This window comes from Peribacillus simplex NBRC 15720 = DSM 1321, from assembly GCF_002243645.1.
GTDB classification, from domain to species: Bacteria; Bacillota; Bacilli; order Bacillales; family DSM-1321; genus Peribacillus; species Peribacillus simplex.
Map to the genome: position 1 here is coordinate 124,327 of NZ_CP017704.1, position 16,008 is coordinate 140,334.

Genomic DNA, 16,008 nt, shown 5'->3' on the forward strand with positions numbered 1-16,008 from the left:
TAAAGAAATCAAGGCAGCATTGGGAATCCCAGCAGCCGCCTCTTTTTACAAGCCTTCATGAAATATATCCATTTATAATTGATTCATAGAGCCCAATTGGTCACTCATTTATAAGTTTTATCGTTTGACCAGGCTTTAGAAGGGACAGCAAGGGAATATCTTCTTCTATAACTCGCCCTATCACATTAACTCGGTGATTTGCACCTAGGTCTCTCTTGCAAATTTGAACCTCTCCCCGATATCTTCCGTAAGCATCATTGTCCATCGTTATGGATCCAAGGCTGCGTGCAACTGTATTACTCGGCTCAACATTTTCTGTAACCCGTGTATTCTGCAGCCGGAAAACATCTTGAGAAACATCTGGCCTCAATTTATACTGACCGCTTTGTAAGAGGTTGGATTCCATTCGAACAGTTAGAATATTTAGATTTTTATAAGCAGTCAGATTCTCAAGCAGATTATTCTCCGTTCCTTGATCTCCAACGTAAACTCCTTCCACATGCTGAAATAGCTCAATACCGGCAGCGTAAGGATTCATCAACCTGTGTTTTTCAAGCGTGGGAAGGCCTTCATGAAGAGGACCGCGTTTACTTCCTGCACCCGGGATGAAAGCAAAGATCGGTATGCCGTATTTCTTGAACATTCGATTTTGATCATGAAAGAATTCTTCCTCAAGTCCCGTTTCAAGCCTTGGATAAAAGTTGTGCCAAGCTATCAACCTTTCCGGTTCCACACCTCCCTCAAGCACGGCTAAAAGTTCATCTTCATTCAACGTACTTGCATTTAGTGAGAGTGAAAACACCTTCGATAAAGATATGATCATTTCGTTATCAAACCCATCATCAAGGCGAATACCTTTAATACCTAATGGCCATAAATCCGTAAATTTGCTAATCCCCAAATGATCAAGCGTATTTAATGAGACATCTGCATGGATTTCCATTCCATAGGCCTCTGAAAGCTTTAAAAGCTTGATCATCCTCTTCACGAGATCACCCTTTTCTTCAGGAATATGCAGCGAGGTAAATGCTTTCTTCACTCCCAGGTTAGCTGCATGGATGATTTGTGTTTCTGCATGCGGATCTTGTAGATAAAAAGAGATTCCGATCACTTGAATTCAACCGCCATTTCATCTTTGAATCCAAACAGATACGTAAAAATAAATCCTGCTATATAGGAAATGAACAACCCAGCTAGGAACAGTCCGATTTGGTTTGGATGAACTAAAAAGGTAAGCGGCAGTCCGGACACACCGATGGACGACGTTGCAATTCCGAATTGAGCTTGGAATGCTCCACCTACTCCTGCACCTAAGCATGCAGTTAAGAAAGGCCGGCCCAATGGCAGGGTCACTCCAAATATAAGGGGTTCACCGATACCAAGCATCCCGGAAGGAAGGCCTCCTCCGATAGCTCTCTTCAAACTTGCTTTCTTCGTTTTCATATAGATGGCAAATGCCGCTCCCACTTGGCCCGCGCCACCCATTGCCAAAATGGGAAGCAGTGGATCATCGCCAATCGAATTGATCAATTCTAGATGGACAGGCGTTAAACCTTGATGTAAACCAGTAATGACTAGAGGGAGGAAGGCCGCACCAAGCACGAATCCCGCTACAACACCACCGAAATCCAATACATTCAATAACCCAGTAGTAATGGCATCCGATAAAAACCCTCCTACCGGCATAAATACAATGTAAGTGACAATTCCAGTAATGAGTAAAGCGATGGTTGGCGTCAAAATGATATCCAGTGATTGAGGAATGAATTTCCTGACCTGTTTTTCCACCAAGGCTATGAAAATAGCGGCAAAGAGGACTCCTATCAACCCACCGCGGCCAGGGAGCAAATTTTCACCGAACAATGAAATGTCGCCGACGGCAGGGTTAATGACCAAGATACCTGCCAGTGCACCAAGTGCAGGTGATCCACCGTATTCTTTTGCTGCATTGGTACCAACCAAAATCCCCAAGTAGGCAAACAGCCCCGATCCGATAACGGTTAAAATGATGGCTAATTGCGATTCTGCTGCAAGCCAGCCCGCTTGAACGATTGCTTTTGTAATACCGGTAATCAAACCTGATGCCACTAAGGCGGGAATTAAAGGGATGAAAATACTTGCAATCCTGCGTAAAAAAAGTTTAAACGGTTTTGCGTTTTTCCTATCAATCTCTGATTTATTCTTCGAGGCTACTTCTTTTAAGTTCAAATCGCCAGAAGCTTCCTCCAGAAGCTTTTCAAATTCTGTATGAACCTTGTTCACCACGCCTGGCCCGAGGACGATTTGTATCGTTTCCTCTTCAATGACGCCAAAAACGCCTTCCGTATTTTTTATATCTTCAATTTTTACTTTCGAACGATCGATTGGCAGTACCCTTAGTCTGGTCATACAATGTGCAGCATCGGCAACATTGGATGCCCCACCCAATTTCCCCAATAACTCTTCTGCTAAACTGGCGTACTTATCCCCCTTACTCATTCAAAAGCCCCCTTTGTCAAATCTCGTATTAGTCATTTATATCGATCTGTCATCGATTTAATGGCAGACCTGGTGTTATCAATATATTGGACAGTCTCTTCATATTGCTCTGAAGCCATCCCCAAAAACAAAATGTCAATCATATATAATTGCGCCAATCGTGAAGATGTTGCTGCACTTCGAAACGGTGCTTCGTTCGAAAAGGATGTATACAGTGTGGCATCACACAAAGAGGATACCGTTGTTTGACCAAAATGAGTCAGCCCGATCGTTTTTACCCCACGTTCTTTTGCCAGCTTCAGTATATTGACAACTTCTGGTGTTTCCCCTGAGAATGAAATGGCAAAAACGATGTCATTTTCATCTGCATTTGCAATCAGGGTTGCAACTAAATGCATATCTGTAAAAGCCGTTGCCCCTTTATTGATGCGAAGTAATTTTTGCTGAGCGTCAGCAGCAACTATATTCGAAGCACCCACACCGCAAAAGTGGACGGTTTTAGCTTCCAGCATCAGCGTTATTGCATGTTTGAGATTATCGTGATCGATGATTTCAGATGTGTCCCGGATGGTCTGAATCGAATTACTCGTTGTTTTCTCCACAATCCGATACAGTGATTCGGACGGCTCGATATCCCGGTAGCCCTGTTCAACGGTCTTCATCAAATCTCCAGCAATCCTTATTTTCAGATCTTGAAAACCTTTTATTCCAAGCGATTTACACAACCTAATAACAGCAGCCCCGCTTGTTTGGGCAGACGTACTTAATTCCTGTACAGTGCTGTTCACAACTTCATGAGGATTCTGAAGAATATATTCTGCTAGTTTTTGTTCTGATTGCGGCAGCTTGCTCAACATCGTCTGTATGATGGATAATCCTCCTGTAGCCATTGCTTCCCTCCTTAATCTTCATAGATCGAGATGGCTTTTCTGACATCTCCATCCGTATTTTCCAATAACTCAATTGCTTTTTCATAATCTGTTGCCGTTGAGATCATGACAATCGCTGGTTTAACTTGATTATTTGCCTTTTCAAGCGTATTCAAAGCTTGATCATAGTCAGCATTCGTTACAGTTTCTATGATGCTAATTGCACGGTCCTTCAGTTTTTGATTACTTACATTTACATCAACCATCAGATTTTCATAGACTTTTCCCAACCGGATCATGGTTGCCGTTGAGATCATATTGAGTACCATTTTATGTGCGGTTGCCGCTTTCATTCTCGTGGATCCTGTTAACACTTCCGGTCCGACCACCACTTCAATCCCTATATCAGCTGCTTCCGTGATGCTCGCGTTTTTATTGCATGATAAAGCCACCGCTTTAGCCCCAACTTTTCTGGCATAACGTAAAGCGCCCCTCACATAAGGGGTGCGGCCGCTTGCCGCAATGCCTATTACCGTATCATTTGCTGTAAGGTCCACGTCAATTAAATCACATTCCCCATACTCTTCTTTATCCTCTGCTCCTTCAACAGCCCGAACAAACGCCTTTTCCCCTCCTGCGATTATTCCCAGCACCCTATCAGGTGGTGTGCTGAAAGTCGGGGGACATTCCACTGCATCCAGAACACCGAGTCTTCCGCTCGTTCCTGCTCCGATGTATATGAGTCTCCCTCCTTTTTTTAACGATTCGCAAGCCCATTCAACTACCGTTTCAATCTCTGGCAATACCTCCTGAACCGCTGCTGCCACTTTAAAATCTTCCTTATTGATTGCAGAAATGATTTCCATCGTATTTACACTGTCGATATTCATCGTCTTTTCGTTCCGTAATTCAGTCGTTAATGAACGCAAATGTTCTTCCATAGACAATTAAATCCTCCTATATCAATCACTTAAATATAATTTCATTTTTTAATAGAAATTAATGAAATTATATTTCATATTATATTCAATGATAGCGTTTTCATTACTCGGATACAAGATATTTTTGTAAGATTTGTTAATTAGCATTTTTCTTTCCTCAAAACCCCAATGCCGGATTTAAATTAAATTTGCATCCATAGCCGCTTTCTGCGTGTGCCAATATTTTACCCAAAGGAGCCTACTAATTTTGGTGAATTTACACCCCAAGATTTACTCAACAATAAAAAACGTGTACCGTCACCTATGATTAGGAACGATACACGAACAAGTAATTTAACAAAATGCTAAACTAGTATACTACGCCAGAAATGGAACACCTGCAACCCTTTACCCAGTTAACGGACAGGGACTACTTTCCCGTTTTCTACTGCACCGACTACAATACTTGATGCAAATCCTCCATTTTCATCAATCGAGGGAATATCGTATATTTTTTGGTCTGGCCCTATATTTGAAAGTCCATCTTGCATATGTTTACGGATGGCCTTGGCATCATCAACGCTGCCTGCAGATTTCATCGCTTCCACAAACGCATACATGGCGATATAATTCAAACCTACTTCGGAGCTTGGATCTTCTTTATAATTTTTTTGATACTTCTCAACGAAAGCAGGCACTGCTTCTTCATCTGAGTCCATCAGTGGCAGAACGCCAATCGAGCCTTCCAATGTTTCATATGACCCTGCAATACGCTTCATTTGATCCAGCTTTGCTTGATCCATGATGATGAAACCGCCTTTAAATCCTAGCTCCCGAGCTTGCTTCGCTACTTTTGCCGTAGGTTCCGAAGCACCACCGATAAATAGCACATCAGGATCTTTTTTCAAGGCATTTGTTACAATCGTAAAGAAATCGGTTTCTTTGGCGAAATCAATCGAGGAATTATAAACGACTTTTCCGCCTTGTTTTTCCCAATTTGGGAGCACCGCTTCCGTCCAGTCTTTACCGTATTGCGAAGATGTTGGCAAAGCGGCAATTTTCTTGCCGAAATGTTCCATTGCATATGTTGTAAAAGGTTCGATATACCCCTCGTAATTCGGTGGAATTCGAACGGTTAATGAATTTCCGCTCTTGGTCACTGCCGGTTCACTTGTATATGCACCAATGATGAATTCCTCTTGTTCATTAAAAACCTGAAGTGCCAGCACACCTCCGCTATGAGGCGTGAAAATGATCGGCGTATCATATTCCTGAATTAATCGTTTAGCATTCGAGCCTGTTTCATTAGGTAAGTATTTATCATCCAACGAGACTAAATTCAGCGTGTAATTCTTACCATCTACTTCAAACCCACCAGCATCGTTAATTTCATTGACGGCCATTTCGACACCATTCAATGTCCGTTTCCCATATAACGCTGCTGCCCCGCTTAAAGGACCGCTAAAACCGATGTTAACGACATTTTCACTTTTTCCTTTACTGCCACTGCTTGACACAGGGCTATCCCCTTTATTGCACCCGGTCAAAACAGTGATGATTAGCAGGAGAAAGACAAATAATACTTTCAGTTTTTTCATAAAAATCCCCCATTCAATTTTTTCAGGCCCCAATATACGCTTTCCTTACTTCATCATTGGCTAATAACTCACTTGCTGTTCCTTGAACGACAATTTCCCCATTTTCAAAAACATATCCTTTATCTGCAATGCTGAGGGCAGCATTCGCGTTTTGTTCAGCAAGCAGGACCGTGATTCCTTCGCGGTTTATTTCTTCAATGACTTGAAACATTTGTTCGACAATAAGTGGAGCAAGTCCCACAGAAGGCTCATCAAGCATTAACAATTTCGGTTTCGACATCAAAGCCCTTCCAATTGCGAGCATTTGCTGTTGGCCGCCGCTCAGGCTTCCCGCTTCATCATGATGCTTTTCTTTTAAAATCGGGAATAAGTGATAGACGTACTCCAAGGAATCCTTGATCTCCGCTTTCTTCTTTCGATGCACATAAGCACCCATCCTCAGATTTTCCTGGACGGTCATCTGTGGAAACAGTTTACGTCCTTCGGCACACTGAACTATTCCCTCCTGAACATTCTTATCCGGGGCACGGCCGCCTATGGGCATGCCCAGAAAATGAATTTCCCCCTTGGACAGCTTACTGATTCCGCTTATGGAACGAAAAGTCGTGCTTTTTCCTGCCCCATTAGCTCCTAACAAAACAACGATCTCTCCCTTAGCAACTTCGATATTCACATGTTTTATCGCAGTGAAACTCCCATATTTTACGGCGACATCGGTTAACTTAAGCACTGGCACTACCTCCCAAATAGGCTTTAATCACCGCTTCATTTCCGCGGATTTCCTTAGGTGTGCCCTCGGCAATTTTTTCTCCGTAATTAAGGACCATGATGTGATCCGCCAAGTTCATGATCATATGCATTTTGTGTTCGATTAAACAAACGGTCAGTCCCAATCGATTTAATTTTTTAATCAGTTCTGTCAAGCCTTCCGTTTCATCCGGGTTGATTCCTGCCGCAGGTTCATCAAGAAAGATAATTTCCGGTTCCGTCGCAAGGGCAAGGGCAATGGCTGTCCTTTTCTTTTCCTCCTGCGAGATGCTGGAGACCATTCTGTCAGCCGATTCCGTCAATCCAACTATTTCAAGCACCTCCATTGCCTTATCCCTGCATGCCGCTTCCTCCCGTTTTAAACGTTTTGTCCTTAGAATCGCATCCACCAAATTGGATTTGGTTCGCAGTCTATGTCCGACAATGACATTATCCAACACGGTCGATTGATCAAAAAGGCTTGTCGTTTGAAAGGTTCTTGAAATTCCAAGCCCCGCTATTTCATTGGCAGGCAGTTTTGTGATATCAATCCCTTTAAAAAGGACCGTCCCTGAAGTTGGTCGATGAAAGCCACTGATCAAGTTGAAAAAAGTGGATTTCCCTGCACCATTTGGTCCGATAATTGCATTGATTCTACCTTTTTCAATCGTAAAATCCACATTATTGACGGCCGCCAATCCACCAAACCGTTTTGTCAAATTCTTTGTTTCGATAAGCAAATTCATCCCTCCTCCGCTTTTATGTGCATTTCATTTCTCACCCCGGGCAGCTTATTATCTTTTCGCTTTCTTTGCCAATCAAAGAAGGCCCCTGCGATTCCTCGCGGATAAAAGATGATGATCACCGTAAGCAATGGCCCGAATATCAACATTCGGTATTCTTGAAGGAATTGCAGATTCTGCGAAAGGATTACTAACAGTAATGTTCCTACCAACGGACCCGAAAGTGTCCCGATTCCACCAACCAATAAATACATTAATAGATCAAACATTATGGCTGTTGATCCGATATCAGGTCCAATGAACCGTATGAATGACGCATACAAGGCACCTGCCAGACCTGCAAAAAATGTAGATAGGACAAATGCTGTTAACTTATTCTTCATTGTGGATATACCTATCGTTTGTGCAAGGTCCTCGCTGTTTCTGATAGCCATATACGTTCTGCCGGTCAATGAGCGGATAATTCGATACACGATTAAAATCACTGCAAGCAGGAAAATGAGGACTAGATAATATTGGGATGCTGCCGTATCGAAAGTAATCGGGCCTATATTCCCAGGAGCAGGGATACCGATCAATCCCCTAACCCCCTCTGTAAGACCCTCCCATTTATCGATGACCAGATATATGATGTAACCCACACATAGAGTATAAATCGCGAAAAAGTGTTCCTTTGTCCTCAGCGCGATCAATCCGATTAAAAATCCAATTGCACATGTGATTAAACATGCACATACAAGTGCCAGCCAAAAGTTCATTCCTGCTTTTACCGTCAGCAGCCCAAGTGAATATGCTCCAATGGCAAAAAATCCAGCATGTGCAAGCGAGAGATATCCGGTATACCCTGATAATAAATTGATTCCATAAACAGCTATCGCCCAGATGAACGAAAGTGTCAGCATATGGAGATAATAGTCGTTTTGCGCGATAAAGGGGAATGAAAAAGCAAAGATGATAAGAGCAATAATCGCATTTCTTTTCGTTAATATCCTCACGCTACCTCTCCCCCTTGGCAAAAAGACCTGTTGGTTTCACTGTTAAAATTACGACTAATAGAATGAATGCAATGATGTCTTTATAATCATTTGAAATATAAGTTGCGCCCAGGCTCTCACTGAAACCTAGGATATATCCGCCTACGATCGCCCCCGGGATGCTCCCCATCCCGCCCAATATGATAATGACGAATGCTTTTAGGATGACTAAATGCCCCATGCCGGGAAAAACAAGGTTAATCGGTGATGCAAGGGATGAAGCGATGGCTGCTAATCCACCCGATATCATGAAGGTAAGCATTGCTACTTTATTAATGTTGATTCCCACTAATGACGCACCTTCACGGCTTTGGGACATCGCTATTATCGTTGAACCGGTATAAGTTTTCTTTAGGAAAAGGTAAAGTAAAACCATCACTGCGATAGCTGACACGATGATCAATAATCGCTGAAGTGTGAACGTCAGGCCCATGATATTGACCACTTGGCCGTATGGAGAAGTCATTGTATGGAAGTCGGCACCCCAGACAAATTGGGCAAAAGCTTCAAGAAAAAGGAGAATTCCGATTGCGGCGATCTTATCATGCAATGGAGGTGCCTCCCTTAACAGGCGGAACACGAAACGTTCCAAAAGGACTCCCAACAAACCAACAACGATAATGGATACGAACATGGCAATCCAGTAATTGACCCCATATAATGTCATCATTGACAACGTGATATATCCACCCAACATATATAGGGCACCGTGGGCAAAGTTCGGGATATGCAAAATTCCATATACTAGCGTCAATCCCAGGGCAACAAGACTATATACGCTGCCAATCGTCAAACCATTAAAAAGCTGCTGGATCAAAATTTCCATTTACTTCCTCCTTGAAAATTATTGAATTTCACTTTGCTTTTCTTTCCCTGGCCTACAATCCTGTCCATATTTGAAACTGCGACGAAAAACATTTTCAATTATTTCCTCACAGGCTCAACCTCTCGGGAGGAACAGTAATTTAGACGATCAATTAAATAGGAATTGTTTGTTTTATGTCCCTATATTCTCTTCACAGAGATACCAAAGGAGGAGCTGATAAACCCTCGGTTTGTTGTTAGCGCTTTCATTTCAATGACCACTTAATTCAATTGGATATCATCATAGTTTCATTGACTCTAATTAAGGATTAAGTGGTGTGTTGACAAGCATATGCTGTTTTTAGGGATAGCCAATGATTCATCTTCTCTTTGTAACGGTTTACCTATGGTAATCTTCTGGTTCGTTCACCCCTTTCACCTCGCACCTTCTATAGGAGGTTTATTCCGTAGATTAATTTCCTGTTTATAAATGCAAGTGCCGTGCCAAACATTAAATCACCGTCAATAAGGCTATTCACCAGTCTGGGAATTCATTAATGAATTATAAAAAACAAAAGCATCGGTTCCATACGGGATGTCCTTCATTCACTATTGACTGAAAAAATCATTTCTGAATTAATAAAGAATTTGATTTAACATAAAGTTACAATGGACTAATTAAGACATAAGCAAAAGTAAGAAGATTACCAATAAATGGTAATCCCCTTACTTACCTATTCTTTTCCACTGACCTTTAATCGATATTTTTTAAGTTTCCTCACTATTGTTGCCTGACTGGAATCAAGGGCTTCTGCGATTTCATATGTAGTGTGGTAGGTTTGAGCCGCTTTCGTCAAGATTTCCTTTTCGGCTCTTTCCACCGCTTCTTTTAAAGTTTGGGTAGCATTGAGGTTCGGCTGATTCCGATTTTCCGGCTGATATTCTTCCGGAAGGTCATTAATCGATAATATTTGATTATCCGTCAGCACGACGAGCCTTTCCACTATATTAATCAATTCACGGACATTTCCTGGCCAATCATGTTGATAAAAATATTCTTTTAACCTCGAATCTATTTCTTTTGAAAATTTATATTGTTCATTTGCCTTTGTTAAAAATAAGTCAGTCAATGCCAAGATATCCTCTCTTCTTTCCCTTAGAGGAGGAATCGTAATCGGAATGACATTCAGCCTATAAAAGAGGTCTTCACGAAAATCACCCGATTTGACCATTTCCGATAGATTTCGGTTCGTGGCTGCTATTATGCGAACATCTATTTTCTTTGGCTTTGTACCTCCGATTCTTTGAATCTCCCTTTCCTGAAGGGCCCGAAGCAGCTTCACTTGAAGTTGCAGGGGAAGCTCACCGACTTCATCCAAGAATAAGATACCACTCTCTGCGAGTTCAAACATCCCTGGTTTGCCTTTTTGATTGGCTCCGGTAAATGCCCCTCCTTCATATCCAAAGAGCTCGGATTCCAATAAATCAGCGGGAATTGCCCCACAATTTATTTTGATGAAATCTCCTTTTTTAGATCTGATGCTCCGATTATAAATATTGCGGGCAAGGACATCCTTTCCAACACCCGTTTCTCCCAGAATGAGTACGGTCGCATCAATATCCGATATTCTTTCAGCAATCTCATAAATCATTTTCATTTTATCACTGACAAATACGACTCCATCCTTGCTTGTTATCTTCCGCAGTTTTTCTATTTCCTGCTTATATTGATTATTCAGTTCATTAACTTTCGTCAACTCATGCATCAGTTCATTTAAATCAGATAAATCCCTTATATTCGTAACGACTTGCTCTATTTCCCCTTTTGCATTAAAAACGGGACTTCCTGTAATCAATGTTTCCTTTCCAGCAAAATTATCCTGTACGACTGATACCGTTCGTCTCAGCTTCACTACCTTATGCGTCACCGAAGCATTCAAGATGCCGCGTTTAATCAATTGGTCCACCGATTTGCCGATATAATACTCTTTTGGTATGCCAGTGATCCGTTCAATTGCCGAATTGGTATAAAGCGTGATTCCATCTTGATCGGTGATGTATATCCCATCATAGGAATTTTCGATAATGGCATCCAGTGCGCGATTCAATTTATCCGTTTCATGAGCATCAATCAATAAATCGTCCAAAAATTGTGTTTCACTGCCTATATATAGAATATTGTCAGTATCCATTTGTTTCATTAATAGAAATAAATACCGTTTATCATGCAGCCTTGCAGCTGCAAGCCTTTTATTATCGAGAAATTGCCACTCATCGAATTGTTCGGTTAGTGTATTATTACCATTCTGACTTAACGATTGATTAAAATAGTTGCCCCAATCCTTTATCCGATTTGCAGAATCCACGACCAGTGCAGGAAAGGTCCACTCTTTGAGCAAATTAATCTGAGAATCCTGTTTCACTTGATTCAATACTATTCACCGCCGCAAAAAGAATTCTTTTTAAGTACAATTCTGGATAAATTTCGAAACTCCTTTAAAATTGTCGAATTTCGCTCCTAAAAAAAGTAGTGATGAAATAATTTTCATCACTACAGACTTTAATCAAATTAAAAGAAGATCAGTTTGCCTACAGTTTTTTCCCTTAAAAAATTCGAATGGATTTTAGAAATCCACTCCCTTTCCGCCGACTGTCTGCCAAGCCGCATCAAAGCAAGCGTCTGTGGGGTCTTGGCTAGCCAGTTATTCGGCAGGAGTGTCGCGAATTTGTTCAATCTAGAGAGGGTTTCAGAACAGAAAAAACCTTGTTTTAAATTCATGGTTCGGGATGAGACCATCAGTAAGTCTTAAAAATAACCTCTCCACTGATCGCTTCCTTACCTGACTGGTTAGTGGCCGCTACATTGAAAAAATATCTATTCCCAGTTTTTTCTTTTAGATCCGCTTGAAGAGTTATGACATCATTCAAGAAAACCATACCTTTGAAACGAATCTTGTATTCTTCGATAAATCCAATTTCATAAAGATTACTGAAAAGCTTTGCGAGGTTTCCCATCGTCCACATTCCATGTGCGATGATACCGGGAAGACCAGCATTTTTTGCTTCCTCATCAATCGTATGAATGGGATTGAAATCACCTGATGCGCCGGCATATTTAATGAGGTCCAATCGCGTTACAGGTGCAAGCTCGATTGAATGTAACGAGTCACCAATATGAAGTTCGGTTAATGTCGTCACTTACTCATCACCATCCTTCTGATCGTTTCATTTATAATGACAAGCTGTTCAGCAGTGAAGACAATTTCCCCATTCGCATCCGTCCCATAATTTTTAAAGGCTAAAAATCCCATTTCCCCTTGTTTCCCTTTTTTCTCATAATAGTCTTTCACTTCCGTATAACAGGTGATTTCTTCCCCTACCTTCATCGGCCTGTTATAGCGATATATCTGCTCACCGTGAATCAACCCTTTATTCGGGAGATGTAAGCTTTCAATCGTCCCAAAATCAAAGACCCTTGGGAAAGTTGGTGGAGCGATATTCGTTCCGTACCTTGATTGCCTGCCTATTTCTTCATCAATGAAAATCGGGTGGGGATCACCAATCGATAATGCGAATTTTTTAACGGCTCCGCGTTCAACTATATTTTTAACGGGGGTGGATCGTTTTCCAATACTTTCGTTGAACATAACATCCCGCCTTTTCCCTTAATTTTTTGGACCGCCCGCAACATATAAAACCTGCCCACTAATGAATGAGGAAGCTTCATCGGCAAAGAATGCAACAGCATGAGCAATATCACTTGGCAAACCGCTTCTGGCAACAGGAATACTGTTTGCCCTATCCTGGATGAATTGCTCAAAACTCACTCCCACCCGCCTAGCTGTTTCTTTCGTCATTTCGGTTTCGATAAAACCTGGTGCTACCGAATTAGCCGTTATCCCATATTTTCCAAGTTCAATCGCTAGTGTTTTGGTTAACCCTTGAAGCCCAGCTTTAGCGGCTGAATAATTAGCCTGCCCGCGGTTCCCGAGAGCCGAAGTGGATGATATATTGATGATTCTTCCGTATTTATTTGCCACCATATGCTTCTGGGCAGCACGTACTGCATTGAAAGTACCTTTTAAATGCACATCCATTACCGTCTGCCAATCTGAATCGGTCATTTTAAAAAGTAGATTATCTCGGATGACCCCAGCATTATTCACGAGAATATCGAGCGATCCGAATGTGTCGGCTATTTCTTTTATGGATGCTTCCACCTCTTCGGAATTGACCACATTCGCCACTTTGGTGAAAATGGTATAACCCTTATCCCTTAATTCATTTCCAGTTGATGTCAAAACCTCTTCGTTGATATCGATAATCGCTACGTTTGCGCCTTCACTGGCAAATAGTTCGACGATCGCCCGGCCAATCCCTCTGCTTCCACCTGTAACTAAAGCCGTTTTCCCTGAAAATCTCCCTGTCATAATCGTTTCCTCCTAATCTATTATAAGAATTGTCCTAATTTAACATGCCCCTTAATCAAATTTCGGGAAATGATCATACGCTGTATTTCATCCGTACCATCATAAATCCTCCAAAGCCTAGCCTCGCGGTACCAACGTTCGATTGGAAGCTCCTTCGTATAGCCCATGCCACCGTGTATCTGCAATACGCGATCAACGACCCTATTCCCCATATTGGCTCCATAGAGTTTAGCCATTGAAGCTAAATGGCGATTGTCTTCTCCATTATCAAGTGTAAAAGCCGCATTCAATACAAGCCATCTTGCAGCTTCGATCTCTACAGCCGAATCAGCTATCTGCCATTGAATGGCCTGGCGCTCAGCGATCGGTTTACCGAATGTGACTCGTTCTTTAGCGTATTCTATAGCCATTTGCAGCAATCTTTCTGCAGAACCGACAGCGCGTGCGCCCACGATCCATCTTGCAAAACCAATCCATTCCAAGCCTAGTTTATAACCGCCATGCACTTCCCCTAAGATGTTTTCTTCGGGTACCCGGACATTATCAAAAACTAAACCGGCCGGTCCCCATTCTCCCATCGTATTGATATACTCTGATCTCCAGCCCATATCACGGTCTACAATGAAACAGGTTACCCCTTCCGTTCCGGTTGCTTGATGACGTTCTTTGTCGGTTACAGCAATGACCATGACGAAATCGGCATCATTTCCTCCTGTAATGAAAGTTTTTTCACCGTTAAGCACCCATTCGTTCCCTTCTTTTACTGCCGTCATTTTAATATTTCGCGTATCTGACCCAGCCCCCGGCTCCGTCATGGCAAAACAGGACTTTTTCTCACCATTAATCGTAGGGATCAGATATTTCTGTTTCTGTTCTTCATTTGCATAATAAAGTATGTTATCAGCCGAACCTCCAAAACTGAATGGTACAAACGTTTTTGATACTTCCATCAAGACAATTGCCATCATAAGCTGCCCTAAGTCTGCCCCGCCAAATTCCTCCGGAGTATTGATGCCCCAAAACCCAGCATTTTTTGCTTTTTCCTGTAAATCTTTCAATGTCCCCTCTGGCAAACTAGGTTTTCCTGCCATTTCATTGCGAAGCACTTCATTTTCTAAGGGAATCAATTCATTTTCCACGAATTTGCGTATTGTTTTTTGTACCATTTTTTGTTCATCTGATAGTCGTAAATCCATTTTAATCCCTCCGCTTTCCAATTAGACTAGTTTTGATATTTTCTCTTCAATTGTCCGGTAATGATATTTTTTTGGATTTCGGACGTGCCTTCATATATTCTAGTGATTCGAGCATCCCGATAGAAACGTTCAACTGGATAATCCTTCATGTATCCCATCCCGCCATGAATCTGAACGGCCTTATCAGCGACACGATTATATACTTCCGAACCATACAACTTAAGCATTGCCGCTTCTTTAATGATTTTTTCTTTCTGATCGACCATCCATGCAACCCGGTATGTGAATGAGCGAAGTGCTTCTATTTCCATTGCCATCTCGGCAATCATATGGGATACGGCTTGATGATCAATGATCGGGACATTGAATTGTTCACGTTCTGTGGCATATTTAGTAGATAGATCGAGCAGGTATTGACAGGAACCCAAATTACGTGCAGCAAGGCCTGCCCGGCCATTTGCAAGGATTTTCAATGCATTTACATACCCTTGGCCGACGTCCCCCAGTACATTTTCAGCCGGAACTTCGCAATCTTCAAAAACCAATTCGGCCGAATGTGAGCCTCGAAGACCCATCTTCCTTTCCAGGCTACCAACTCTAAAACCTGGAAAATCTTTTTCTACTATGAATGAGGTGATTCCTTTTGCCCCTTTATCTTTGTCCGTTACGGCCATAACTGTAAAAATATCTGCTACATCTGCATTCGTTATATAATGCTTAGTTCCATTTAGAATATATTTATCGCCATTTTTGACAGCGGTCATTTTGAGATTCGTAGCATGGGATCCCGCAGCAGGCTCAGTTAAAGCAAAAGCGCCAATTCTATTACCGCTTGCCATATCTGGTAGATACTTTTCCTTTTGCATTTCATTGCCCATTTCAACTATCCCTACCGTCCCTATACCGGTGTGAGCCCCAATCAGAGTGGTATATCCATTATGTGTTTTGCCTATTTCCTCATATAAAGCACATTTTCCCACCATCCCGATTCCGAGCCCTCCATACCTTTCCGGGATACTAAGTCCGAATAGCCCGATTTCCTTCGATAAATTTATAATGGATTCTGGGATATGATCTTCATCCTCTATCTGCATGGAAAATGGATCGATTTGCTCTTCGATAAACTGGCGTATATTTTCTTTTAATAGCAGGATGTCTTCATCTAAGCGAAAGTCCATTTGCATTCACC

The 16,008-nt window shown here is 41.9% G+C and carries 15 protein-coding genes; all 15 read right to left on the bottom strand.

The features are described 5' to 3' along the window. Positions 1-100: 100 nt before the first annotated feature. Positions 101-1,111, bottom strand: a complete 1,011-nt coding sequence (locus tag BS1321_RS00590; protein WP_063233574.1) for a MupG family TIM beta-alpha barrel fold protein — start codon at positions 1,109-1,111, stop codon at positions 101-103. Beyond that, positions 1,108-2,478 (bottom strand): PTS transporter subunit EIIC, encoded by a 1,371-nt coding sequence (locus tag BS1321_RS00595; RefSeq protein WP_063233573.1) that lies wholly within the window; start codon positions 2,476-2,478, stop codon positions 1,108-1,110. The genes BS1321_RS00590 and BS1321_RS00595 overlap by 4 nt, the downstream gene beginning before the upstream one ends. 32 nt (positions 2,479-2,510) lie before the next feature. Next, the gene (locus BS1321_RS00600) at positions 2,511-3,368 is read right to left on the bottom strand and encodes a MurR/RpiR family transcriptional regulator (protein WP_063233572.1); all 858 of its coding nucleotides are present in this window, start codon (positions 3,366-3,368) and stop codon (positions 2,511-2,513) included. A gap of 11 nt (positions 3,369-3,379) precedes the next feature. After that, a complete protein-coding gene (gene murQ / locus BS1321_RS00605; RefSeq protein WP_063233571.1) occupies positions 3,380-4,288 on the bottom strand; it encodes an N-acetylmuramic acid 6-phosphate etherase in 909 nt (302 codons plus the stop codon). Positions 4,289-4,683: 395 nt separating this feature from the next. Then, the gene (locus BS1321_RS00610; RefSeq protein WP_063233644.1) at positions 4,684-5,865 is read right to left on the bottom strand and encodes an ABC transporter substrate-binding protein; all 1,182 of its coding nucleotides are present in this window, start codon (positions 5,863-5,865) and stop codon (positions 4,684-4,686) included. Positions 5,866-5,887: 22 nt separating this feature from the next. Further along, the gene (locus BS1321_RS00615; protein ID WP_063233570.1) at positions 5,888-6,595 is read right to left on the bottom strand and encodes an ABC transporter ATP-binding protein; all 708 of its coding nucleotides are present in this window, start codon (positions 6,593-6,595) and stop codon (positions 5,888-5,890) included. After that, positions 6,588-7,352: an ABC transporter ATP-binding protein gene (locus BS1321_RS00620; protein WP_063233569.1), complete on the bottom strand. Its 765-nt coding sequence runs from the start codon at positions 7,350-7,352 to the stop codon at positions 6,588-6,590. Before BS1321_RS00620 ends, BS1321_RS00615 begins: the two co-directional genes overlap by 8 nt. Positions 7,353-7,354: 2 nt before the next feature. Beyond that, the gene (locus BS1321_RS00625) at positions 7,355-8,350 is read right to left on the bottom strand and encodes a branched-chain amino acid ABC transporter permease (RefSeq protein WP_063233568.1); all 996 of its coding nucleotides are present in this window, start codon (positions 8,348-8,350) and stop codon (positions 7,355-7,357) included. A gap of 1 nt (position 8,351) precedes the next feature. Continuing rightward, complete coding sequence (locus BS1321_RS00630) at positions 8,352-9,215, bottom strand: branched-chain amino acid ABC transporter permease (protein ID WP_063233567.1); 864 nt, start codon at positions 9,213-9,215, stop codon at positions 8,352-8,354. A gap of 712 nt (positions 9,216-9,927) precedes the next feature. Beyond that, positions 9,928-11,616, bottom strand: coding sequence for a sigma-54 interaction domain-containing protein (locus BS1321_RS00635; RefSeq protein WP_232522839.1), 1,689 nt, complete (start codon positions 11,614-11,616; stop codon positions 9,928-9,930). Positions 11,617-11,989: 373 nt separating this feature from the next. After that, positions 11,990-12,391: a MaoC/PaaZ C-terminal domain-containing protein gene (locus BS1321_RS00645; RefSeq protein WP_063233564.1), complete on the bottom strand. Its 402-nt coding sequence runs from the start codon at positions 12,389-12,391 to the stop codon at positions 11,990-11,992. Next, positions 12,388-12,840 (bottom strand): MaoC family dehydratase N-terminal domain-containing protein, encoded by a 453-nt coding sequence (locus BS1321_RS00650; protein ID WP_063233563.1) that lies wholly within the window; start codon positions 12,838-12,840, stop codon positions 12,388-12,390. Before BS1321_RS00650 ends, BS1321_RS00645 begins: the two co-directional genes overlap by 4 nt. An 18-nt stretch (positions 12,841-12,858) precedes the next feature. Further along, positions 12,859-13,623 (bottom strand): SDR family oxidoreductase, encoded by a 765-nt coding sequence (locus BS1321_RS00655; protein WP_063233562.1) that lies wholly within the window; start codon positions 13,621-13,623, stop codon positions 12,859-12,861. Between the two features lie 20 nt (positions 13,624-13,643). Next, positions 13,644-14,819 carry an acyl-CoA dehydrogenase family protein gene (locus BS1321_RS00660; protein ID WP_063233561.1) on the bottom strand — a complete coding sequence of 392 codons (1,176 nt, stop codon included), beginning with the start codon at positions 14,817-14,819 and terminating at the stop codon, positions 13,644-13,646. A 26-nt stretch (positions 14,820-14,845) separates the two neighbouring features. Then, positions 14,846-15,997, bottom strand: a complete 1,152-nt coding sequence (locus BS1321_RS00665; RefSeq protein WP_063233560.1) for an acyl-CoA dehydrogenase family protein — start codon at positions 15,995-15,997, stop codon at positions 14,846-14,848. Positions 15,998-16,008 lie beyond the last annotated feature (11 nt).